The organism is uncultured Olegusella sp., from assembly GCF_947253395.1.
Lineage (GTDB): Bacteria > Actinomycetota > Coriobacteriia > Coriobacteriales > Atopobiaceae > Olegusella.
Genome location: NZ_CAMXYY010000005.1, coordinates 25,719 through 49,730 on the forward strand (window position 1 = coordinate 25,719; position 24,012 = coordinate 49,730).

At 44.3% G+C, this 24,012-nt stretch carries 22 protein-coding genes and 1 tRNA gene; 11 read left to right on the forward strand and 12 right to left on the reverse strand.

What is annotated here, in order from left to right; all coding sequences use genetic code 11:
- Positions 1-84: 84 nt before the first annotated feature.
- Positions 85-1,092, forward strand: coding sequence for a YafY family protein (locus tag Q0X25_RS01245; RefSeq protein ID WP_298578552.1), 1,008 nt, complete (start codon positions 85-87; stop codon positions 1,090-1,092).
- Positions 1,092-2,030: a YafY family protein gene (locus Q0X25_RS01250; RefSeq protein ID WP_298578553.1), complete on the forward strand. Its 939-nt coding sequence runs from the start codon at positions 1,092-1,094 to the stop codon at positions 2,028-2,030. The genes Q0X25_RS01245 and Q0X25_RS01250 overlap by 1 nt, the downstream gene beginning before the upstream one ends.
- Here Q0X25_RS01250 and Q0X25_RS01255 read toward each other — a convergent pair.
- Both Q0X25_RS01255 and Q0X25_RS01260 read right to left on the reverse strand, forming a co-directional pair.
- On the reverse strand, positions 2,024-4,966 hold the full coding sequence (locus Q0X25_RS01255) for a helicase C-terminal domain-containing protein (RefSeq protein WP_298578555.1): 2,943 nt from the start codon (positions 4,964-4,966) through the stop codon (positions 2,024-2,026). The genes Q0X25_RS01250 and Q0X25_RS01255 overlap by 7 nt on opposite strands.
- 38 nt (positions 4,967-5,004) lie before the next feature.
- Positions 5,005-5,988, reverse strand: coding sequence for a D-alanine--D-alanine ligase (locus tag Q0X25_RS01260; protein ID WP_298578557.1), 984 nt, complete (start codon positions 5,986-5,988; stop codon positions 5,005-5,007).
- A 146-nt stretch (positions 5,989-6,134) separates the two neighbouring features.
- Between Q0X25_RS01260 and rlmN the strand changes: the two genes are divergently transcribed.
- Positions 6,135-7,175, forward strand: coding sequence for a 23S rRNA (adenine(2503)-C(2))-methyltransferase RlmN (rlmN, locus tag Q0X25_RS01265; protein WP_298578559.1), 1,041 nt, complete (start codon positions 6,135-6,137; stop codon positions 7,173-7,175).
- Between the two features lie 53 nt (positions 7,176-7,228).
- Here the strand turns inward: rlmN and Q0X25_RS01270 are convergent, their stop codons facing one another.
- The 9 genes from Q0X25_RS01270 to rpmH form a co-directional block, all read right to left on the reverse strand.
- The gene (locus Q0X25_RS01270; RefSeq protein ID WP_298578560.1) at positions 7,229-7,471 is read right to left on the reverse strand and encodes a hypothetical protein; all 243 of its coding nucleotides are present in this window, start codon (positions 7,469-7,471) and stop codon (positions 7,229-7,231) included.
- Positions 7,458-8,339 carry a ParB/RepB/Spo0J family partition protein gene (locus tag Q0X25_RS01275; protein ID WP_367270365.1) on the reverse strand — a complete coding sequence of 294 codons (882 nt, stop codon included), beginning with the start codon at positions 8,337-8,339 and terminating at the stop codon, positions 7,458-7,460. Before Q0X25_RS01275 ends, Q0X25_RS01270 begins: the two co-directional genes overlap by 14 nt.
- A complete protein-coding gene (locus Q0X25_RS01280) occupies positions 8,332-9,132 on the reverse strand; it encodes a ParA family protein (RefSeq protein ID WP_298578561.1) in 801 nt (266 codons plus the stop codon). Before Q0X25_RS01280 ends, Q0X25_RS01275 begins: the two co-directional genes overlap by 8 nt.
- 132 nt (positions 9,133-9,264) lie before the next feature.
- The gene (gene rsmG / locus Q0X25_RS01285; protein WP_298578562.1) at positions 9,265-9,999 is read right to left on the reverse strand and encodes a 16S rRNA (guanine(527)-N(7))-methyltransferase RsmG; all 735 of its coding nucleotides are present in this window, start codon (positions 9,997-9,999) and stop codon (positions 9,265-9,267) included.
- A 144-nt stretch (positions 10,000-10,143) separates the two neighbouring features.
- Positions 10,144-10,707, reverse strand: coding sequence for a R3H domain-containing nucleic acid-binding protein (locus tag Q0X25_RS01290; RefSeq protein WP_298578563.1), 564 nt, complete (start codon positions 10,705-10,707; stop codon positions 10,144-10,146).
- An 82-nt stretch (positions 10,708-10,789) separates the two neighbouring features.
- Positions 10,790-11,557, reverse strand: coding sequence for a YidC/Oxa1 family membrane protein insertase (locus Q0X25_RS01295; protein ID WP_298578564.1), 768 nt, complete (start codon positions 11,555-11,557; stop codon positions 10,790-10,792).
- 18 nt (positions 11,558-11,575) lie between these two features.
- Positions 11,576-11,785, reverse strand: a complete 210-nt coding sequence (gene yidD, locus Q0X25_RS01300; protein ID WP_367270366.1) for a membrane protein insertion efficiency factor YidD — start codon at positions 11,783-11,785, stop codon at positions 11,576-11,578.
- Between the two features lie 12 nt (positions 11,786-11,797).
- Positions 11,798-12,118, reverse strand: coding sequence for a ribonuclease P protein component (gene rnpA / locus Q0X25_RS01305; RefSeq protein WP_298578566.1), 321 nt, complete (start codon positions 12,116-12,118; stop codon positions 11,798-11,800).
- A gap of 6 nt (positions 12,119-12,124) precedes the next feature.
- Positions 12,125-12,259: a 50S ribosomal protein L34 gene (rpmH, locus tag Q0X25_RS01310; RefSeq protein ID WP_021625248.1), complete on the reverse strand. Its 135-nt coding sequence runs from the start codon at positions 12,257-12,259 to the stop codon at positions 12,125-12,127.
- 385 nt (positions 12,260-12,644) lie between these two features.
- Between rpmH and Q0X25_RS01315 the strand changes: the two genes are divergently transcribed.
- The 7 genes from Q0X25_RS01315 (at position 12,645) to gyrA (ending at position 23,052) form a co-directional block, all read left to right on the forward strand.
- A complete protein-coding gene (locus tag Q0X25_RS01315; protein WP_298578567.1) occupies positions 12,645-13,493 on the forward strand; it encodes an ATP-binding protein in 849 nt (282 codons plus the stop codon).
- Between the two features lie 59 nt (positions 13,494-13,552).
- Complete coding sequence (locus tag Q0X25_RS01320; RefSeq protein ID WP_298578568.1) at positions 13,553-15,046, forward strand: DnaA ATPase domain-containing protein; 1,494 nt, start codon at positions 13,553-13,555, stop codon at positions 15,044-15,046.
- 238 nt (positions 15,047-15,284) lie between these two features.
- The gene (dnaN, locus tag Q0X25_RS01325) at positions 15,285-16,382 is read left to right on the forward strand and encodes a DNA polymerase III subunit beta (RefSeq protein ID WP_298578569.1); all 1,098 of its coding nucleotides are present in this window, start codon (positions 15,285-15,287) and stop codon (positions 16,380-16,382) included.
- Between the two features lie 9 nt (positions 16,383-16,391).
- Entirely contained in the window at positions 16,392-17,498 is a 1,107-nt protein-coding gene (locus Q0X25_RS01330; protein WP_298578570.1) for a DNA replication/repair protein RecF, read from the forward strand.
- Positions 17,488-18,027, forward strand: a complete 540-nt coding sequence (locus Q0X25_RS01335; protein WP_298578572.1) for a hypothetical protein — start codon at positions 17,488-17,490, stop codon at positions 18,025-18,027. The genes Q0X25_RS01330 and Q0X25_RS01335 overlap by 11 nt, the downstream gene beginning before the upstream one ends.
- 209 nt (positions 18,028-18,236) lie before the next feature.
- The gene (gyrB, locus tag Q0X25_RS01340) at positions 18,237-20,198 is read left to right on the forward strand and encodes a DNA topoisomerase (ATP-hydrolyzing) subunit B (protein ID WP_298578573.1); all 1,962 of its coding nucleotides are present in this window, start codon (positions 18,237-18,239) and stop codon (positions 20,196-20,198) included.
- A 58-nt stretch (positions 20,199-20,256) separates the two neighbouring features.
- Positions 20,257-23,052: a DNA gyrase subunit A gene (gene gyrA / locus Q0X25_RS01345; protein WP_298578574.1), complete on the forward strand. Its 2,796-nt coding sequence runs from the start codon at positions 20,257-20,259 to the stop codon at positions 23,050-23,052.
- A gap of 199 nt (positions 23,053-23,251) precedes the next feature.
- Here the strand turns inward: gyrA and Q0X25_RS01350 are convergent, their stop codons facing one another.
- Entirely contained in the window at positions 23,252-23,755 is a 504-nt protein-coding gene (locus Q0X25_RS01350) for a bifunctional nuclease family protein (protein ID WP_367270367.1), read from the reverse strand.
- 140 nt (positions 23,756-23,895) lie between these two features.
- On the opposite strand from Q0X25_RS01350, the gene Q0X25_RS01355 reads away from it, so the two are divergent.
- Positions 23,896-23,972, forward strand: a tRNA-Ile gene (locus Q0X25_RS01355).
- Positions 23,973-24,012 lie beyond the last annotated feature (40 nt).

Here is a 24,012-nt window from a genome sequence, read left to right on the forward strand (position 1 = left end):
AAACAGCAAAAGAGCTTTTCTGTGGCTCTACCACATTTATTTTTTGGCTCATGGTAGGGTGCTTATATGAGCGGAGGTGCGCCTATGAAAAACGTTATGAACGAAGTTGATGACAGTCAGAAGCAGGACGAGCAAAACGCCTCGTATGAACTCAATGCAGATGAGGAGCTTGCACGGCGTCTACTCTCGCTTGTTCTTGCTTTTTCCAATGCAACTGCTCCCCTCAGCTCTGCTTATGTGCAAAAAGAGTATTACCCGACACTTTCTCCTGAAAGTTTTAGACGGCAGTTTCATAGAGATCGCGAGCGTCTGCTTGCGTGTGGGCTACTGCTCCACGAGGCTAAAAAGGGTTGGTGGGTTGCAGATGAAGCTTCATTTGCAACAGAAGTCAGCTTGTATCCCGATGAACTCTTGGCGCTTGATTTGACTTTGTCACAACTCGCTGATGATTCAGAGTTTCCTCAAAGTAATGATCTCCGATATGCCTTAGCAAAGATAGATGCGGATTATTCGAAAGTTTCTGCAGCTCGTTTTTCTCTTACTACTACCAAGCAAAACAGGCAGCTCAATATACTTTTGCATGCTGCAACTCAACACCATCCAGTTCAGGTGAGCTATGTATCAGCCCTGGGTGAAAGAACTGAACGACTTCTTGCTATTTATGGCGAATTTGGCTTACGGGGCCATATCTATTTTGTAGCCGCTGACCTCGATGAAGACCTAGCGCCAACAGCTGCAGAGCCACATATCTTCCGAGATGATCGATTTTTAAAGGTTCATGAGTTACGTAATAAAACGTATGATATCCCTCATAACTTTAATGTAGCTAAGTGGCGTAAACTCCCCTTCCAAATTGGCAACAAGAGTTTTGAGATCCAGTTGCTCTTTGGGTCTGCTGCAGGAGAAGAGGCACTACGTACTGCTCAAAACTATGGAACCTACACCTCAACTGAACGGGGTCTTGTGTGGACGGTAGAAGCAGCTGATCTTGAGGCTGCAGCGCGCTGGAGTATAGCCGAAGGTCTTATTCCTCAGCAGCCCTCCGAACTTGTGTCCTGCTGGAAAACACTGCTTAAGGAGGCGCTCGCATAATGGCTGCTGTGCAACACCAAGCTGCTTTGGAACAAGCTCGCTCGCTGGTAGCGCTTGCGGGAGCACTCACAAAACATGGTGATTGTCTCAATGTCCAGGTAGTCGCTTCACGCTTAGGGCTATCAATTGCGCAAACCCAAACGCTCCTTAAACTGCTCATGTTAGCTGGCGGAGAGAACTCTCAAACAATACTTCCCCTTCTCAGCACTAAAACAGGAGAGATTGAGCTTTTTAGTCCCCTTTCTGGCGCGGTCCATGGCCGTCCCTTACGTCTCACCCATCAAGAAGCTCAGGCATTAGATGCTGCTTTTGAACTTATTGGGCTTAGTGGCCAAGATTTTATACGCAAGGAAATTACCAAGGCGTACTACCCTAAAGGGAGTGCCCAAACAAGCAGCGCTCCTACAACAGTCCCTCTGAAAGAAGATTTTTCCGAGCGTCTTGACGCTATCTCTGAAGCCATTGTTGCCCAGGTCGCCCTGGAATTTGACTACCAAGCAATAAGTGGCTCTGCTGCCACGCATAGTACTCGCCACGTTGGTCCGCTTGCTTTACGTTATAAGCAACAACGTTGGTACCTTGATGCTTTTGACTTAGATAAAGCGGCTGAACGCTCGTTTAGAGTTGACCGAATGAGCATGCCGGTCACTACTGAAGGAAGCTGGGACAAAAATATTATTCCGAAGACTGCACCACAACAGGTTGAACTGGTTTTTAACGACCAAAACTGTCTTGATCTGTTCAGTTGGCCAGGGCTCAAGATTAAGTCTCGTCGCGGATCGCGAATAAGAGCGAGTATTCCTTGGTATAAAAATTCAAACTGGCTTCCTCGAAGGCTTCTTGCCTGCAAAAATCAGGTTAAGACAGATAATGCCCAGCTCAGTGCTGCTATGAGGCGCTGTGCTAAAGAACTGCTTTCGCAAGCAAAATCTCAGTAGTCCTCATGAGTTTTACGCCATGTTTCAATAAAGCGTCCCACATTGTCAGTCGAAAGGTGTTGCACATTATGGGAAGGCAGGGAGTTTATAAACTGCTTGCCATAACGCTTACTCACAAGACGCGAATCCGCTAATACCACTACCCCTGTATCGCTCTTTGTACGTATAAGTCGCCCCGCTGCTTGTTTAACGGTTAACACGGCTTCGGGTAGAGAATATCGCCACCAGCTACGCTCTTCTCGAAGATCGCGCTCTTGCACTAAGGGGTCTCGAGGATTAGCAAAAGGTAGTTTAGGAATAACAACACAGCGCAAGGTGTCTCCAGCCGCATCAAAACCCTCCCAAAATGACCTGAGGGCAAGCAATGATTGCTGCTTATTGCTAAGGAAATTATCTCGTAAATACTTGGTTGAGCTTCCTCGTTCTTGGCAACGCAAATCCAAACCTTCAGTCGCCAAACGGGGTTTGAGCTTATCAAAAACCGCTTCCATATCACGACGATTGGTAAAAAGGGTAAGTGTCGAACCACGCATAGCTAGATGAACATCAAAAAGCAAATCACAGAGTTGCTCAATATAGCCCAGCTCGTTTGGTGCAGGCAAATCTTGCGCTACCACAACAGCCATATTGCAATCAAAATCAAAGCTTGAGTGCATTTGAACATCGCGATGGGCAGCGTTGGGAATACGATTGAACCCTACTGAACGATTAAAATGCTCAAAAGAAGAACCCACGGTCATTGTTGCAGAAGTAAAGCTCACTGAGTTCATCTCGGGAAGCCATCTTGTTGCTAAATCTGCACCAATATCAAGTTTTTCTGCACGTAGACGCTCGGTTCCTGCATCGCGCCTGCGACTGGGTAGATCGACTGAATAGACATAGTTGGTGTCTGCTCCTGCCAAAATAAGCTTGAGCGTTTCAAACAACTCGGGAATAAAACGCACTGCTTCTGCAAGCTCAGCTCCCGCCTTGGCATCGGATGCTGTGAGCACATCTACAGCTGCTTTTGCTGCTCGTGCACATTCATCAAGCGCGTCGATGGCTATGGTGCCTGTCGCATCAATCTCTTTCCAAAGCTTAGCTGCACGTAGTTTTTCATCAATCCAAATGTTCGTACGCTCATACATACTTTCAGTAGAATTTCCCGAACGACTCAGCGTAGCAAGCGCCTCAAAAAGTGCAGATATCGTTACTGCAGAACGAGCTGCGATGGCTGACAGTTTTGTAAGCAGACGAATAGACAAAGCAGGGTCTTCGCATTGTCCTGCCTTAGCTAATAAAGCTTTGATAACTCCTGTACGTGAGTTGCCTAACAATTCAAACGACGTACGTATTTCCTCATAAGAAGCCTCTTTTGCCCACTGCTTACGAGCTTCCTCTTCAAAACCATGTGCCTCATCAATAACCCAATGGCGAATAGGCGGCAAAATATGCCCTTCTGCCTCTACGTCACGCAGCAACAGTGAATGATTGGTTACTACAATATCTGCCGCTGCAGCACGACGGCGAGCACCAAAAACAAAGCACTCATGAGGATAGTAGGGACAGCGATTACGTAAACAACGCGATGAGCTCGTTGTGAGCATTTGTCTTGGGACAAAACGCCAACGTATACCGAGAGAGTCCAAATCCCCTTCAGGAGATTGACAAGAGTAGCTATAGGTCACTGCAAGCGCTGTCAGCATCTCTGAAGCGCTTGTCTGCGTAGATTTGTTAGCTTGAGTCATGGCGTCTACAGGCAAATTACCCCTTGTGGCTCGATCAAGGCATAACAAACAGGGATAGTGTTCATAGCCTTTGAGACTTGTATAGCTCAAGCCGTTGGGAAGAGCCTTTGCAAGCGCTGGTAGTTCGTGAGAAATCAGCTGGTCAGTAAGAGCATTTGTTTTGGTAGCAACACCCATGCTGATATTGTTACGCTGTGCAAAAAGCGCTTCGGGCAAGAGATAGGCAATGGACTTACCCACTCCTGTGCCAGCTTCAATAGCACGATGAGTAGAGTTTGACAGGGCTTCTGCCAGCTCTTTTGCCATAACTATTTGCTCGGGCCGCTGCTCATAACTGTCATACATCCGTGGCACAATTCCACCTTTGGCAAAGACAGCCTCTATCTCTTTCCCCTCAAGTGAGTGCAGCTCAAGCAGCTTTGCAGCATCTTCATGTGGCTGCACATACTCGCTATCAAGCAAATCCATACGTGCAGCTTTAAGATGAAAAAAGGATTGCTCCTGCTCAAGAGATAGGTGTTTTATTATTGGTCTGTATTGCCAATCAACCTCTTCATGCATGTCTGCCAAAAAAGCTAAGAGACCTTTTGGTAAATCACAAAGTGCCAAAAGTAAAATACGCCAAAGCCCGCAGAGGGCATCAACGTCATCAGTTGCCCTATGCGTCACTGCATCACAACCAAACGCTTTTGCCATTTCTTGTAAACGATGCGACTTGAGACGTGGTAGTGCAATTCTTGATAATGCAAGCGTATCAATCCAGTTATTACTTACCTGATAGCCGCCTTGAACCTTCTCGATAAAGGTTCGGTCAAACACGGCATTGTGTGCTAAAACAGGCTGTCCTGCAACAAAGCGCGCGAGCTCGGCGACTGCTTGTTTTGCCTGAGGTGCGTCAGCGACATCAGCAGCTGTGATATGCGTAAGTTTTACAATCTCAGGTGGAATAGGTTTTTTGGGATGCACAAAGGTATCAAAACGCTCTACTATCTCACGCCCCGAGATACGTGCCGCAGAAATCTGGATCAGCTCGCAATCGCGAAAAGAAAGCCCTGTTGTCTCGGTATCAAGTACAACCATATCCTCTTCGAGCAGACCAAAGCTTGCCTTTTTGGCACGCGTTTCAAGGCTAAGGTATTTCTGTGCGATACGCTCGGGGGTACCTGAGATTAACAGGTTTCGCACAAGCTCTTCGTGGGATTGTGACACACTAGGCTCCAGCTCTATTACAAGTTTTTATATCTTGCTTACGCTTGCTTACTGCTTGTCATATCAGCATGTGCCTCAAAGGCTAACTCAACAAAATAGCGGCACAAATCAGGGAATTCAATTCCGCCATGACGCGCAGAATCAGGCAGCAGGCTCGTCTGTGTCATACCAGGAATAGTATTGGTCTCAAGGATGATGGGGGTACCGTCTGCACGCACAATAAAGTCACTGCGCGACGCACCTAGACAACCAAGTGCTTTATGAGCAGCAACAGCCAACTCTTGAGCACGTGCATAGACGGCCGCCTCAAGACGAGCAGGAATCACATGGTGCATTGAGGATGGCTCATATTTGACTTTGAGATCGTAAAATTCAGCACCAGTGACAATTTCGACTACGGGCAGTGCGCGAGCTTGTGCATTGCCAATGACCGGTACGGTAATCTCTATACCCTCAATGCATTGCTCGACCAATACACGATCGCCTTGTTTGCCGGCAAGCTCAATAGCTGCAGCAAGCTGATTTGCGGCCATGACGCGAGTTATGCCGTAGCTTGAACCATTTGCGGCTGGTTTGACAAAAAGTGGCAAGCCTAGTTTTTCTACCAGCTGATTCAGTTGTTCTTCTGTAGGAATGAGCTTATGTGCAAGAGCGACACCTTCAGGACAAGGAATATGGGCCGAACGATATACGTCTTTTGCCATGTCTTTCTCGGTACCTACTGCAGATGCAAGAACAGCTGAGAAGGTATACGGCATATGAAGAATCTCTAGCAATCCCTGAATACATCCATCCTCACCAAAACGACCATGCATAGCAATGAACGCAACGTCAAAACCGCCACGTGATAGGCGCTCTACAAATCCATCTTCGGCGACATCCAACAATTCAACCCGGGCAAAGCCTGCTTGTTGTAAAGCGTGTGCACAGGCACGACCCGAATCCAGAGAAATCTCTCGTTCGTCTGACCAGCCACCAGCAAGAACTGCTACTCGACTATCCAAAACATCTCTCTTATCCATGAAGATAGCTCCTCATATACCCTCACGCTGCCCCGCTTGCATTAGACTGCCATCGTACGCAAGCGCTGCGGACAGGCAGTTTGTCTAAGAGCATACTCCTGTTAAGCCAGCGACCGGCGCCAAGCGAAGCTGTGAGGCAAGAAAACATGCAAGACCCCATAACCAAAACGAATATTCGTTCCCTAAGCCATAGTGAGTTACAGGAATTGCTTACAAACCTAGGCCAAGCTTCTTTTCGAGTAAAACAAATTGAGGAGTGGCTTTGGGAGAAAAACGCCCATGATTTTGATGAAATGACCAATTTACCAAAGACTTTACGTGAGGCACTGAAAGAGCGTTGCACTCTTGGTGGTGTTTCTGTAATAGCGCGCCAACTTTCGAGTGATGGGAGCCGTAAGTATCTACTGCGTTTTTCTGACGGGGTCTCCGTCGAGTGTGTGGGTATGCCTTCTCGCGGCCGTCTTACTGTTTGTGTTTCTACACAGGCAGACTGTGGCATGGGCTGTGCTTTTTGTGCAACAGGAGCAGCAGGCCTTACACGCTCCTTACACTCAGCTGAGATTTATGAACAGGTTATGCATGTTCGCGACGATTTTGGTAGCCGCGTCACCAGTGTAGTCATGATGGGTCAAGGTGAACCCTTTGCAAACTACGATGCAACCCTCGCTGCTTTGCGCAAGCTTAACTCCCCTGATGGTGCTGGTATAGGAGCACGTCATTTAACGGTATCTACCTGCGGAATTATCCCTAATATTATCAGGTTCTCAAAAGAACCCGAACAGTTTACCTTGGCTGTTTCTCTACACTCTGCAGTCCAAAGTACTCGCAATATGTTGATGCCTCAGGTAAAACGTTACTCACTTTTGCGTCTTTATGATGCTATGGGTGAATATGTTGATCGCACTGGTCGCCGTCCTAGCTATGAGTACGCTCTTATTAAGGGCATTAACGATAGTGATGCTGAATTGGGAGCACTTTGCGATTTTTGTCGTGACAACCTAGCACATGTCAATATTATTCAGCTCAACGCAGTTAAGGGCTCTCGTTTTTCTCCTGTGTCTGAAGCTCGTGCTCAAGAGTTTGTTCGTGCTCTCAACAAAGTTGGCGTTGAAGCAACTATCCGTAATTCTCGGGGTGCCGATATTGATGCGGCGTGTGGACAGCTACGCCAAAAATACGATAAATAACGGCCTATAGAGAACGCTCCATAGGCCGATTATACAAACATATGTTCTGTTATTTAGAACCCAAGCTTTTCCCATTGAGCTTGGGTTCTTTTTATATTTTCAGGACACGACTCCTCGACGACAATTCCTTGTCGCGCTTCTATCAAATTTTTTATTTGCACAAAACTCTCAGCTATTGTTTTCACCGTTTTCTTTGCTTGTTCTTTTGCTTCAGCTGTTAATAGCAATTGATAAGCGGCAAAGCCAGAGATGCTAAAAATACCTAAGGTCAAGATTCTTAGTTTAACTTTCTTCATGATTTTCACCCGCCATAGCACTGTGACTCAGCTGCTCAACGATACGCGCTAGATCATCCTCGGAAGCAAACTCTATCTCAATTTTATTTTTATTTCGGACACGCTTTACTTTAACGTTCGTATCAAGTGCCAATCGTAGCTGCCGTGCAGCACGTTTAAAAGATTGAGGTGTCGGTTGGCGATGCACAACATTTATCTCTGTAGTGCCAGAAAAGAGCGGGGCAAGTCTTTCTGTCTGACGGACCGTCAAATTATCTTTTACGACTTTTTCAGCAAGTCTAATCCTGCCGTCTTCATTAGGTACCGCAAGGATCGCACGCGCATGACCTGCGGTTAACGATCCTTCTGCCATCATATCCTGTACTTCTTTTGGTAAATCAAGAAGCCGTAAAGTATTCGCAATGGCAGAACGTGACTTAGACAGGATGTTTCCTAATTCCTCTTGTGTTAATCCATCTCTATCTATAAGTTTCCGATATCCCTGCGCTTCCTCCATAGGATTTAAATCAGAACGTTGCAAATTCTCAATGAGGGCTAGCTTAAAAACTTCATCATCACTAATCTCACGGATAACTACAGGTAGATTTTTAAGACCTATGCGTTTTGCAGCCTGATAGCGACGTTCACCAGCAACAATCTCATAGTAAGTTCCCTTTTTACGTACAAGAAGTGGCTGCAAAATGCCATTTTGTTTAATTGAATCTGCAAGTTCCTGTAATGCAGACTCATCGAAATTCTTTCTTGGTTGATTCTTATTAGGTTTTATATCCTTCAAGGGAAGTTCCGTTGTTGGAATAGTACCAACCTCTGCATTTGCTTCTCCCATAAGAGATTCTAAACCTCTACCGAGTCCTGACTTTCTAGCCACGGCGCACCACCTCTCGTGCCAATTTTGAATATGCAAGGGATCCAGTGCTCAGGTGAGCATACATGGATACAGGAAGTCCATGACTAGGGGCTTCGGAAAGTTTAACATTTCGTGGAATAATCGTTTTAAATACTTTATTCCCAAAATATTTCCGTACTTCATCAACTACCTGGTTTGAAAGAGTTGTTCGACGGTCATACATAGTCATTACAACACCAAAAACATCGAGATTTGGATTAAGCCGACTTTTTACCATCTTCATAGACTCAAGAAGCTTCGTAACACCCTCAAGTGCGTAAAACTCACACTGAATAGGTATGAGTAATGAATCACATGCAACTAGTGCATTAATGGTTAACAAGCCAAGCGAAGGAGGACAATCAATAAACACGTAATCAAAGTCATCTTTTATCTCTGAAAGAATCATTTTAAGAATAGATTCACGTGCAATAGCTGAAACTAGTTCGATTTCAGCGCCAGCGAGTTGAATTGTTGAGGGAATGAGAAATACTTTTGGTTCAACGGTGTCATGTACAAGCTTTTCAATAGGAAAATCTTGTAGAAGTGCATCATAGATATCTTCTGTAAGGTCATCTTTTTCAATACCGTAGCCGCTCGTGGTATTTCCTTGAGGATCTAAGTCAACAAGTAATACCTTTTTTCCTTGTTCCCCAAGAGATGCTGCTAAATTAACAGCAGTGGTAGATTTTCCCACACCACCTTTTTGGTTGATGATTGCTAGAACCTTGGCGGCTCTATCAGGAAAAGCTCTTTTTACATCTTTAAAAGGCACTATTCCTCCTTTAATCTGTATTTAGCGCTCGTTTAAAGTGCTACTGTTTCATGTGAAACATATTTTTCACTCACTATAGTAATGGATATCTGAGCTTTTTTGTTTAATTGTTTCACGTGAAACGCTTACTTTTTATTCTTTTGGACATAAAGGATGATGTTGAGCAATTCCCACATTTCTTGGTAGTTTTAGTTTTGCTTTTCCTGTTTTTTGATAGATAAAAACATTACGAGTTCCTGCACTATGAGGCAATGCAAATGTTTCACGTGAAACATACGTCATTCCACATATATCTGCTGCATAGAATGACGCTTTACATTCCTTGTCAGAGGGTACCGCTTTCATAACAACAAGATAACTGGATTCAGAAAGTAGAGGTGATGCATACTCTATAAGGGTACTTAGCTGAGACACTGCGCGAGCTAAAATAAAATCAAAGTTGACTGACTGATTCTTAACCAGTTCTTCAGCTCGTACTGCCTGAGCAGAACAATTATCAAGTTCAAGTTTGTTAATAAAGTATTGTACTTCTTTGATTTTCTTTGTAGTGGAATCAATAAGAGTAAATTGAGCTTCAGAACAGATTGAGAGCGGGATACCAGGAAAACCAGCTCCCGTACCAATATCTAAACAGTGAGACTTCTTTGTTAGGCCAAGCTTTTGGAGAACAGTAAGAGAAGTTAAAGAATCCAGGATGTGCTTATCAATACCCTCCTGCCAATCCACAATACGGGTGAGATTTACAAACTCATTTCTCTCAATAACAAATTCAAGATGCTTTAGGAGCTTTTTAGCTTCTTCATCACTCAGCTGCACATTATATTGTCGTGCCTCTCGTATAAGCATTTGAATATCTTGTTCTGTCATCTCAAGCCTCATATCTTATGACAAAAATCTCTGCAACAAGGATTATTGTCACAACCTCAAGTTTCATCGTAATCAAAAACATTGTGCCATAAAAAAAGACCCTTCCTGAAGAAGGGTCTTACTAGCTTTATATACGTAGTGATTTTATTTTCCGTTCTTTACATAGGTAACAACTACATGGCGATCAAAGTCATCACCCTCAGAGTGAGTAGCAACCTCAGGATCTGCAACAAGTGCGAGATGTATGATACGACGCTCATACGCAGACATAGGGGGTAGAGAAGCTCGTCCATGCTGACGCTTAGCACGAGCCGCAGCATTATGAGCAAGAGATTGTAGCTTTGCACGACGGCGAGACTTATAACCCTCAATATCAACAACTACAGGGTAATGAAAGTGCAAAACATTACTGAGATACGCGGTAAGCAAAGACTGTAAAGCCTCGAGTGTCCTACCGTGACGTCCAATCAATACTGCCAAGTCTCCACCACTGACATCTAAGATCAGTTCGCCTTCATTACCTTCATATTCGTCAATAGTGACATGGTCTTCACCAAAGAAAGAAAGAAGACTGCGTACATAGGCAACTGCAATGTCAGCGATAGTATCTAGCTCGGACTCAGTGAGAGCACTACCACTCTCATAATGCTCTTTGATACTTGCATACTGATCCATAGTATCTAAGCTCTGCACAAGTTCTTCTTCCATTGAATCCTCCTGCAATTATCCAGAATAAAATACCTGGATTAACAGCAATCTATACCTAGAAACAAAACGGCTATACCGCAAACTACTTAGATTTTTTATGTTGACGTGGTTTATATTCACGCCTCACAACCGAAATATTATTTTGAATGCCTTGAGCTTCAAGTTTAGCTTGGGTATCTGCTTTGACCTGATCCATTACTCGCTGCATCACGAGTTTCTGCTGGACAACTTGCCAAATAGCAGAGGTGTCATAGTACAAAATAACTGCTGCAGGCAGACCCCAACCAACCCAAACCATCATGAGCGCCATACCAACTCCCATGATGATCATCTGGTTGCGTTGTTCTTCGGGAGTATTACCCGCATTCATCAACATGGGTACAAGCGTTAGTACACCAAAGAGAATCACAAGGAAAATATAGATAGCTGCAGCTGAAGAACCATCCGATGCCAAGGTAGATGCTGCAGACGCAGAAAGCGACGGCAAAATACTTAAGAAGTGAGCTGTCTTAGGTACCTGTTTTGCCACAGTAAATAAAGCAAAAAATACGGGCATCTGCAGAAGAATAGGTAGACAACCTCCAAGCGGATTAAACTTGTTGTCGGCATAAAACTTCTGCATTTCCTTTGCCTGACGCTCAGGGTCATCCGCATAACGCTCCTGAATGTCCTTCATGAGCGGCTGGAGAGCTTGCATTTTTGCAGAAGATGCCGTCGATTTGGTCATCAATGGTACCAAAATAATACGGATGATGACCGTTAATATGATTACTGCAATACCCCAGTCACCAGTAAGTCCGGCAAGTGAGTCCAAGATTTGGTACAAAAATCTAACGAACCAATCCCACATATTTCCTCCGAGCATCGCTTAGGGCACAGGATCAAATCCACCTTTATAAAAGGGGTTACAACGAAGAATACGCCGCAGTGCAAGCCATCCACCTTTGAGAACTCCATAACGCTCGATAGCAACCATCGCATACTCAGAACAGGTTGGTCTATATATGCATGCGTCTGGGAGAAGGGGAGAGATAAAACGCCTATAAAAACCAATGATAAAAAGAACTGCTCTTTTCATTATGGATATCCCTTATATTCCAGACTTGCGAAGTAGACCTGAAAGCTCGTGAGATATATCTGCAGGATGAGAATCTGCAGTAGCGTCAGTAGCAAATAAAATTACTTTAGCTCCTGCTCGAGGCAAACCACAAAGCCTTGCTGCTTCTCGTAATACACGTTTGCATCTATTGCGATGAACAGCATTTCCTAGTCGTTTTGCTGCAACAAAGGCGACCTTAGATGGGTCGCCTTCATCTCCCTTTAGGACGGTAATTCTTACAAGTCTGCCCTTATAACGACGACCTGAAGAAAACACCGTACTAAATTCCTGCTTGGATTTGATGGTATCCATCAGTAATTAGACAGTGAGCTTCTTGCGTCCCTTGAGACGACGACGAGCGAGTACGGCACGACCACCCTTGGTAGCCATACGAGCACGAAAACCATGAGTCTTGGCGCGCTTGCGCTTGTTGGGCTGATACGTACGCTTCATGATGTTCCTTCCAAGGCCAGGCGGCCAAATCGACAAAACTAAATGAGCTTTCAAATTGTAGGGTCTACCTGCACCTGTGTCAAACAAACCACAAGTATTCCTTGCATTGCGCACTTCTTTTCAGGAAAAATTTTTTTAAATATTGAAAGAAAAATTCCAAAAACGTGCTAAAAGGTGAAAAACTATCTGCAAAATGCTATGATTTTTCAGCAATTATTTCTTTTATTACAAGAGGTTATCAACAGTGTTTCTTAATTGATGAAAACTTTCTTTCATATCTTTTTCTTGAATGAAAATTTTCAACCATGGAAGAAAGAATGTTGATTGTTGCCCTATAAGGATTGGAGAGCATATGTCACACGCGTTCTACCCATTCGTGGAGAACGTGGAGTCTTCTGCGAATCCATCCCAACAAAACCCTAAAGAAAAAGGGTTTTTTTCTGTCTCTGAAGTGCATTTTCCTGCACGGATAGCAGTATATGACGATGCGGCCGCGGCCCCACGCGTAGTGATTGTTGATCCCGCAGATGTACGTGCTTATCTTGAAGAAATAACAAAAGAGGTAACACAACTTTCCCATCAACAGGGTGGCAGTATTCCGTTTATGGTTATTCGCGAGGTTGTTGAAAACCTTATTCATGCCTACTTCATTGAACCTGCAATCTCTATTTTGCCTGGTGGTAATACTATTCGCTTTTCTGATCAGGGGCCTGGCATTAAAGAAAAAGAGCGGGCTATGGAGTACGGCACAACATCGGCTACTGATGAGATGAAAAAATATATTCGTGGCGTTGGTTCTGGCTTGCCTTATGTTCAACAATATCTCTTGGATAAGGGTGGATCTCTTCTTATAGAAGATAATATGGCGCGTGGCACTATAATTACTATTTCTATGGGTACCGCTATCAGTAAAGAAGATCTTTCTCGCCCTAAAATTCGTCAAGCACCGATAAATCCTGGTTATACACAAGCATATGTCCAGGATGGCAGGCCAGACATTACATCCCCTCATCCCCGTATCTCGGATAGAAGACAACTCATCTTGGCATATCTAAAAACTCATGAAAGCGTAGGCCCTACCGATTTGGTAAATGCCTATGGTCGCTCAGTCTCTACCTGGTCACGTGAATTACAAACCCTTGACGAAAGTGGTCTGACTTATAAACAGCGAGGTGGCCAAAAACGGCTCTTAACTGAAGCAGCTCACCGACTTCTCAACAATTTTGAGGGTTAATCGTCTTTTTTAGCCTATACTAGCGGTACTTTTCAACAATTTTTTTAGACAGGGGACTCATGACTGAGGAAAAAATGACTGATGCTGAGGCATTATGGGCTGATGTCATTACGCTCCTTAAAGAGCGTGATATGAATGCAGCCACTCTTGCTATGTTACGCAGTTGCATCCCAGCAGATCTCACTGAAGACTCTCTTATCATCGAAACTGAGCTTTCTTTTGCCCGCCGTAAAATCGAGCGCGAACAAGCTTTGATTGAAGAATGTTTAAGTGCTGCTGCTTTTCAACCCATGACGCTCGACGTACATTTAGGTCGTAATAACTCACGCCAAAATTCAGCTCTTAATCTTTCCCAAGCTCAGCCAGAACCTACTTTGATTCCTATCACCCCAAGTCAGTCAGAATATGTTTCGGATGTGACAAAGAAAAAATCGCGTCCAAGTAATTTTTTGGCGGAGGATATCCCTGAAACCGATTCAAAACTCACCTTTGATCGCTTTGTCGCTGGTGAAGAAAATATTTTGGCCTTTGAAGCGGCAAAGCAGGTCGCAAATGGCATTAATAAGAGCTACAACCCGCTTTTTATTTATGGAAAAAGTGGCTTAGGAAAAACTCACTTACTCCGCGCAATCCAAAATTATATTGCTGCTAACGATTCCACGCGACTTTGTGTTTATCGCTCAGCATCGCAGTTTGTTGAAGATTACCGCACCTCAATGAACGATCCTTCTGCACCTCCTCGCTCTGCTTTGGCCCGTAGTTATCAGGATGTCGATGTACTTATCATTGACGATATTCAAAATATGCAAACCGCTGCAGGTACTATCAGATTCTTCTTTGAAACCTTTAATGCGTTAGTAAGTCACGGTAAGCAAATTGTATTAGCAGCTGATCGCAGTCCCTCACAACTTGGTATGGGTGAAAGTAAGTTTGATGAGCGTGATACGAGCCGTATGGATTCAGGTGTCACCGTATCTATCCAGGTACCTGACTATGAGCTCAAACTCAACCTCGTTAACGCCTTTTATGAGAGTATGCGCTCTGATGCGTCGGAAGAACATATTCAGGGTATGGATGGAACAATTTCTGAAGACCTCCGTCGTTTAATGGCTGACCGTGCCGGCACTTCTATTCGACTGATCAAAGGTTTCGTACAGTCACTTCTCATGCTTGCTCATCAAAAAGAGAGTCGCGGGGGAGCACTCAGCCGTGAAGATGTTATTCGTGCTTCTCAACAAAAATGGCCTACAGGGCAAAAGATTGTCACGGTGAGTCACATTCAAAAAGCTGTGGAAAACTATTACGATATTTCTCATGAGGATTTAGTTGGTTCAAAGCGAAATAAAGAATTGATGGAACCACGTCACGTAGCTATTTGGCTCACAAGGGAGATGACAGACAACACGCTTGCAGATATTGGCAAAAAATTCGGAAATCGTACTCATGCAACGGTCAAACACTCCATAGCGTGGGTTGAAGATATAAAAACAAAAGATCGCCTTTTTCATGACCGCGTTGACTCGCTCCAAAATGATATTAGTGACAAAGCATAAAAAAAGGTTGTAAAAAACTACGTTAAAGAAAGGTTTGAAGAAGTCAAAAAAATGCCTCATGTTGGTTTCAAAGTATTTTTCTGTTGATGATGTTGAAAAATTGTTATGATCCACAACTAGAAAAAATGAGCTTTATGCTGCCAACTTATGAGGTTTTCGACTTTTCTACAAGCATTACTAATGCTATTAGTTTTTATTTTATATAGATATATAAGTACTCAGCTGTGGGAGGTTTGAGATGAGGTTTTCGGTTAGTCAGTCTGCATTAGATACAGCTCTCTCAGTAGTCTCAAAAGGTTTAGCGACAAATTCAACTCTCCCTGTGCTTGTGGGAATATATCTCAAAGCTGAAGAAGGTACCTTAACTCTTCAGGCAACGGATCTCACGATTTCAATTCGTCATAAGATTCCAGCTAATGTTGAGGAGCCAGGAGAAACAGTTGTTTCAGGTAAGATGCTCACAAACATTGTGAAGAATCTTCCAGATGCCGCAGTTAATTTTGATGCAGCCCCGCATGGTTTGACTATCAGCTGTAACCGCTCGAATTTTAATCTTCATGCGCTTGAACCTGCCGATTTTCCTGAATTTCCCGAATTTGAGTTACAAAAATCTCTTGAGTTACCCAGTGATACCTTAGGTCAGATGGTCAACAAGGTATATCGCGTGGCGTCAAGAGATACGTCCCGTGCAATCTTGCAAGGCATTCAATTAACAGTTGATAACAACACTATTCGTTTGGTAGCTACTGACTCATATCGTTTAGCGGTTTGTGATACTCACATCAAAACAGAAGAGGAAAAATTTTCAGTTATCGTTCCTGGAGCTACCTTTCATGAGGTATTAAGTTTACCCACAATGACTGACAAGTTGATGATTGGTACTACTGAAAATCAAGTAGTTTTTGTCTTTGGTACCACTACCTTTATTTCCCGCAGAATTGAAGGGAATTTCCCCAACTATAAACAGCTGCTCTCATCGTCTTGTACCACCAAACTTAAACTTTCAACCCAGAGCCTCAACGCAGCCCTTCGAAGGGTATCAGTGGTGGCGACTACTAATCCTTCTGTTCGCTTTGATGTAGATGTTGCCGCTGGTATACTGCAGCTGACTGCATCTGCACCTGATCAAGGTGAGGCTCACGAGACGCTCAGTGTTGAAGCAGAAGGCGAAAATGTTGCTATCGCCTTGAATCATCGCTTTATTTCTGATTGTGTGAGTGCTGTAGGCGATGATGATGCATTGTCTTTAGAACTTGAAGGTTCTATGCGTCCGGGTGTCTTTAAGAGTTATGGCACTATTAATTATCTCTATCTCTTGATGCCTGTCAGACTTTAAGGGATATACGTGGGACTCAAAGTACATAGGTTAAAACTGCAAGATTGGCGTAGTTTTAAAGAAAAAGAACTTATTTTTTCTCCTGGGGTAACGGTTCTTGTGGGACCGAATGCTGTAGGAAAGACCAATACTATTGAGGCCTTACAGTTGCTTACAGCGGGTTGTTCTTTTCGTAAACCTATGCCTGTACAATTAATTAAACAAGATATGGATAGTGCACAGATTGCTGCAGAGCTTACAGGTGATGGACGTCTTATCGATGTAATGTGTCAGGTCAAAAGAAATAGGCGAAGTTTTTTTACGAACAATAAAGCATGTAAAGCGGGGGATATGCCTCGCTCTCTTATGTCTATTCTTTTTAATCCTGATGATTTGTCTTTGATAAAAGGCTCTGCTCGCCTACGCCGCGATGAATTGGATGATTTTGGTAAGCAAGCAGCAGTAGGATATGCCAATTTATTAAGTGCCTACCAACGTACAGTTGAGCAGAGAAATAGTCTCCTCAAAGATATACATCCTAATGTTTCGCTCTTAGATGCTTGGGACGCTTCACTTGCTCTTGGTGGAGCATCTCTTCTTGATGCACGGCTCCGTATGTTTCAACGTCTTAGCAATAAAATGATTCCCATCTATAAAAAAATCTCTGATGGGGAAAAACTGTCTTGTCACTATATTTCTTCACTTTTTCAAAAAGAAGATAATGATTTAAAAGTGGAAAGACTGACAAGAAATGAATTAGTGGAGAAACTCACGCTTGCGCTTCAACAATCACGAGCAGATGATCTCCGGCGTCAACAGACTCTTATTGGTCCTCATCGTGATGATGTGTTGTTTGAGATAAATGGACGTTCCGCACGTAGCTTTGGATCACAAGGTCAACAACGTTCGGTCGTGCTTGCTTGGAAAATGGCTGAAGTAGAAGTGGCAAAGGAGATTGTAGGATCGACCCCTCTTTTACTTCTTGATGATGTGATGAGTGAACTTGATGAAAAGCGCCGTCTAGCGGTAGTGAACTTTGTCCAAAATGATATTCAAACGGTCGTTACGACGACAAATCTGGGATATTTTAGCGATGAATTACTCGAGCGAGCGGAGGTTATTCATTTTGAATCCTAACTATGAAGAATATGCTCGTCTTGAAGATCCACGGTTTCAGCCTACTGAGGTTAGTCATCTGCTTGAGCAAGTATTGGGAGCGAATGTATTTTCTCGTGCAAGTCAGTTGAAGAGAGCAATCCAGGCTTGGAATGAAGCAAACGGTGACCGTGAACGTGCTCACACAAAAGCAGTATTTTTAGCCCCACCCCGCACTCATGGGTGTGCACCACGACTCGTTGTGTATGTCGACTCAAATGTTTTGCTCGTAGATTTTAAGACTAATACTGAACTCTATCTTGCACGTCTTGCCAATTGGGGTTTTGAGGTCTCTCAGATAGATTTTCGTCTTTCAAGAGTGGCAGGAACAAGCTCGACAGAAACTCATTTCTCTCGAGAAAATAAAAGTGTATATAGTGCTAAATCAGCTCTTCAACCGAGTCCATCTGAACTTGCATATGTAGATGAAGTGACAGCTGAAGTTTCTCTAGAATTAAAAGAAAAAGTACAGCAAGCAATGCTTGCATTTCTGATAAAAAATAGGGCATGAGGATATAGCTGCTGAACAGATTTAGGGCAGATACTGCCCCTTTATGACCTTTTACCCTTACAAGATAATAACAAGGCAGCACTGAGCATCTGAGTGCCTAAAAGAACTATGTAAAAGTAGAAATAAGTAGATTTTCTTTCCAGCCTGAGAGAAACCATACATAAATGGAGTAATATAAAAGGGATGTCTCGACCCTGGAAGGGGGACTTGTGCCCACGAACAAAAAAAACGATACCACCAACAACTACGAAGCAACAGACATAAAAATTCTTGAAGGTCTTGAAGCTGTTCGTAAGCGTCCTGGTATGTATATTGGTACGACAAGTACAGCTGGTCTTCATCATCTTGTTTGGGAGATTGTTGATAACGCTGTAGACGAGGCGATGGCTGGTTTTTGTAACAAAATTAAAGTTACCATTCATCCCGACAACTCTATTTCGGTTGAGGATAATGGTCGTGGTATTCCTGTTGCCAATCATCCCAAAAAACGAATGCCAACCCTTGAGGTTGTTCTAACTATTTTGCATGCAGGCGGCAAATTTGATAACAATGCCTATAAAGTTTCTGGTGGCTTGCATGGTGTAGGTATTTCTGTGGTAAATGCCCTTTCCAAGCGCCTTGTTGCACAGGTTAAGCGCGATGGTGGCATCTTTGAGATGGAATTTTCTCGTGGTAAGACTACCAAAAAGATGGAAAAAATAGCTAAGTCCAAAGCCACAGGTACCATTATTACCTTTTGGCCTGATGACATGATTTTTGAGACCACAACATTTAACTTTGATACTCTGCGTGATCGTCTCCAAGAAACGGCATTTTTAAATAAAAATCTCAAGATTGTTTTGATAGATGAGCGTGAATTAATGCCGCGTACTGTGGAATTCTGCTATGCCGGCGGTATTGTAGACTTTGTTAAGTATCTCAACAACGAGCAAAAAGTGCTTGAGAGATGTTCAACTCCCATATATATCGAGGGTCAATCTGACCCAGATGCTCCTTTTAGTCAAAAAGGTGAGGTAGAAGTTGCAATTCAGTGGAATCAAGGCTATTCCGAGCACGTGATGAGTTTTGCAAATGATATTTTTACTGAAGAGGGCGGTATGCACCTTGAAGGCTTTAGAACTGCTCTCACAAAGGTAGTAAATGACTATGCACGCTCTCATAAATTACTCAAAGACAAAGAACCCAATCTCCAAGGTAATGACCTTCGTGAAGGTTTAACGGCTATTATTTCGGTCAAGCTTCCCGACCCACAGTTTGAAGGTCAAACCAAGTCAAAGCTTGGCAGTTCTTACATGCGTACTTTGACTAATAGGGTAGTTTCTCAAGGTATGGCCGACTATCTTGAAGAACACCCAAACCAAGCAAAAGAGATCTTTAAAAAAGCCAATTCAGCTGCTAAAGGTCGTATGGCTGCTCAGAAAGCACGTCAAGCAACACGACGTAAGGGTCTGCTGGAAAGTGCAAGTCTGCCTGGTAAACTTGCCGATTGTTCTGTGCGCGATGCTGAGATGACAGAACTTTTTATTGTTGAGGGCGATTCTGCAGGAGGATCTGCCAAATCGGCTCGTGATCGCTCCATTCAAGCAGTTCTTCCTTTACGCGGAAAAATTTTGAATGTTGAACGTGTACAAGAGCATCGTGCACTGAGTTCCGAGACAATTCAGTCTTTGATTACTGCAATTGGTACAGGCGTACCCCCTGAGTTTGACATTTCAAAGGCACGCTATCACAAGATTGTCATCATGACCGATGCTGATGTTGACGGTGCACATATTCGTATTTTGTTGCTTACCTTCTTCTACCGCTTTATGCGACCTATGATTGATGCAGGTTATATCTATGTTGCTCAACCGCCGCTCTACCAGCTGAAGCCCAAGGGCAAAAAGCGCGGAAAGTATATTTATACTGATGAAGAATTAGCACTTGAAGCAAGTAATTTTGAGGATGCCAGCAGATATACCGTTCAGCGTTACAAGGGCTTAGGTGAGATGGATCCCGAGCAGCTCTGGACAACCACTATGGATCCCAAAAATCGCATTTTACTTAAGGTAACTATCGAAGATGGTATGGCAGCTGAGCGTGCAGTTGCCGATCTGATGGGTACTCAAGTAGAAAAGCGTAAGGATTTTATCCAGACGCATGCAAAGGATGTAAGGTTCCTCGACATCTAATACACGACTCGTTGAGAGAACCACACCCAAACACGCCTGATAGAAAGGCCTAGGTTTTATGGCAGATAATCACAACACTCCTCCTGAGGACGACTTTGTTGATTTGACCAACGATGATTCTTATGAGGATGAAAATATTGAAGAAATAGAAGACAACGATGAGGACGTTGATCTCGTAGAAGATTATGACGAAGACAATCCATCGGTCACCCCAACGCTTGGTGGAGGAGCAGGTCTTGATCCCACCATCTCTGATGAGGCGGGTACACGCCTTTCTTTGGTAGATATTCATGGTGGCACACTCAAACCCGCTGATATGGCCACCGAGATGAAAACATCGTTTCTCGAGTATTCGATGTCAGTTATCGTTGCCCGTGCTCTTCCTGATGTTCGAGACGGCCTTAAGCCCGTTCAGCGTCGTATTCTTTATGCTATGAACGAGGCACATATTGTGCCTTCCCGTCCTCACAAAAAGTCCGCCTGGACTGTTGGTGAAGTTATGGGTAAATACCATCCTCATGGAGACTCTTCAATTTATGACGCGATGGTGCGTCTTGCCCAGGACTTCTCTATGCGTCTGCAGCTGGTAGATGGTCACGGTAACTTTGGTTCTATCGACGGTGATCCTCCCGCAGCAATGCGTTATACCGAGAGCCGCCTTACCTATGCCGCGATGGAAATGCTGCGCGACATGGATAAAGAAACAGTTAACTCTCAGCCGAACTATGATGAGTCACTGCAAGAGCCTGCAGTTTTGCCTGCTCGTTTTCCTAACCTTTTGGTAAACGGTAGTCAAGGTATCGCTGTTGGTATGGCGACCAACATTCCTCCTCATAATCTTGCAGAGGTTACCAATGCTGTCTGCATGATGATTGACAATCCTGACGTAAGTATTGACGAACTTATGACGGTACTGCCAGGTCCTGACTTTCCTACAGGTGGCACCATCATGGGTACTGATGGTATTCATGATGCGTATGAAACTGGCCGAGGAACAATTACGGTGCGCGCAAAGGTTCATGTTGAGCAACGTAAAAACGGCCGACAGCGCCTTGTAGTAACTGAGATTCCCTATCAGGTAAACAAAGGTACACTTCAAGAACGTATTGCCCAGCAGGTTAACGAAAAGCGTATTGAGGGTATTTCCGATATGCGCGATGAGTCCAACCGCAAGGGTATGCGTATCGTTCTTGATCTCAAAAACGGCGCGGTGCCTCAGGTTGTTCTCAATAACCTTTACAAACGTACCCAGCTGCAATCAAACTTTAATGTCATCAATATTGCGCTGGTAGATGGTGTACCTCGTACTCTGACCCTGCGCCAGATTATCGGACACTATATTAACCATCAAGTTGATGTAGTGACGCGCAGAACTGAGTATGACCTTGCAAAAGCGCGCAAAGATTTGCACATTCGTGAGGGTCTGCTTATTGCGGTCGATAATATTGATGAGATTGTCCATATTATCCGCAGCTCTCATGACGATGCTGAAGCAAAGTCTCGCATGCACGAGCGTTTTGGCATTGATGAGATCCAAGCAGAAGCAATTCTTCAAATGCGTCTACGCCGCTTGACCGGTCTTGCACGCGAGGAACTTGTGGCCCAGATTGAGGAACTTCGTGGTCGTATTGCTTACTTTGAAGATTTGCTTGCTCACCATGACAAGATTTTGAGCGTTATCAAAGACGAACTACGTCAGATTTCCGATCGTTTCTCTGATAAGCGGCGTACTCAGATTTCTCAGATAGGCGCTCAAGATCTTGACGTTGAGGACCTTATTGCCGAAGAAGATATGGTTGTTACCGTTACTCACGGTAGCTACATCAAGCGTTTGCCTGTAGCAACCTATCGTAGTCAAAAGCGTGGCGGTAAGGGTATTCAGGGTTTGTCGCTTAAAGAAAGTGACTTCGTTGAGGATTTGTTTGTTGCCTCAACCCACGATTATGTGATGTTCTTTACCAACAAAGGTAAGGTGTATCGCTTTAAGGTGCATGAACTTCCTCTTGGCTCGCGTCAGTCGCGCGGTTCTGCTTTGGCAAATGTTATTAAGACGTTGTCTGAGGGTGAACGCCTGTCAGCTGTTATGGTCTGTCGTGCATTTCCCTCTGATGAGTATCTGATGTTTGCAACGCAGTCAGGCATGGTTAAAAAGACTGCTATGAGTGCTTACGACAACAGTCGACGTGACGGGCTGATTGCTATTAACCTAAAGAATGGCGACGAACTTGTGAGTGTTCGTCGTGTTCGTAAGGGTGAGTTGGTCATTCTTACCTCTGACCTTGGTAAAACTATTGTCTTTGATGAGAATGTTGTTCGTCCTACTGGTCGTGCGAGCGCTGGCGTAAAAGGTATTACTCTGCGTGGAGAAGCCAAGGTATTGGGTATGGAAATCTCCAACGGCCAAGGAGATCTCTTTGTTATCACCGAGAAGGGGTATGGTAAACGCACGCCAATCAAGGAATACCCGCTGCACAATCGCGGTGGCCAAGGCGTCTTTACCATCTCAATGAATGCGAAAAAGGGTGCCCTGGTGGGTTGCCGTGTAGTAGGTCCTCAACACGAACTCATGATTGTGACAGAGGCTGGCGTGATGATTCGCGTCAAGGTAACCGATGTTTCGCGACTGGGCCGTGCAACTACTGGTGTTAAGGTGATGAACCTTGCTGAAGGTGATCGTATTTCTGCGGTAGCCCGTATGGTTGCTCATAAGAAAAAAGCAGCTCGCGCGGCGGTAGCAGGGCAGGCAACACTCGATTTAGCGGCGGCTGGTGCACGTGATGCTGACGATGAAGAACCAGTTGACATTGGTGGCGAAGAGCAGCTGAACGAAGATCTTCTTGACGACGAAGAATAAGCTTTAAGGGTGTCTATTTGGCACCCTTTTTTATTGTGCTTATAGTTTGTACTATATAGGGTAGAACCCGCCTTTCGGGCACGAGCGACGTCAGGCGGGTTCTTTGAAAAATTGAAGCTTAAGATATCCAACGTATAAATGCGCAGCCACAAAGGGATAAAAGTGCCTTTTGCTCCTTTTTTACTCAGCAAAGAAGCTTTTACTCGTTGAAATCGTCAGCGGAGAGACTTTCAACAAAGTCATGGAATTCCTCAAGCTCACGAGTTTTTTCTTCTTTTTCTACGGCGTCAAAATCAGGCATTGTTGCTGTAGCAAGTACCGAATCATCCGCATAGATAGGTACCCCAGCGCGCACAGCCAAAGCGATTGCATCAGAAGGCCGACTGTCCACATCAAAAGTTTGGCCGTTATGGTCACGCAACATGAGGTTTGCAAAAAAAGTAGTTCCATGCACAGCAACGATAGCGACCCCTACCAGTTCTGCTTCTAGGCGATCAAGTACCGAAAGCATAAGATCGTGGGTCTTAGGGCGTATTTCGTGAGCTGCAATACCCATAGAAATAGAGGTAGCTTCAACTACACCAATACGTATTGGCAGCTCGGTAGCAAGACCCTCAGAGGGTTTGCGTGGTGCGAGAGTTACCAACGAAGCGATGGGGCCACCGCCGACAACAATTGCCTTTATGTCCATACGAATCAACACGCGAATTCCCTTCTATTGACCGGTTATAGTACCCCATGAGACGAAGTTCAAAAATAGTTCATATTCAAAATTAATCTAAGGTGAAATGTAATTTCTTGTTGACAGGGGCTTGTGGCTGTAATAGGATACATTCTTGCGTTGGGCCCGTAGCTCAGTTGGTCAGAGCGTCCGGCTGATAACCGGGAGGTCACAAGTTCGAACCTTGTCGGGCCCACCACTCTTTCGTCAATAATCGCCCCAATGATAGCCGAGTCGGC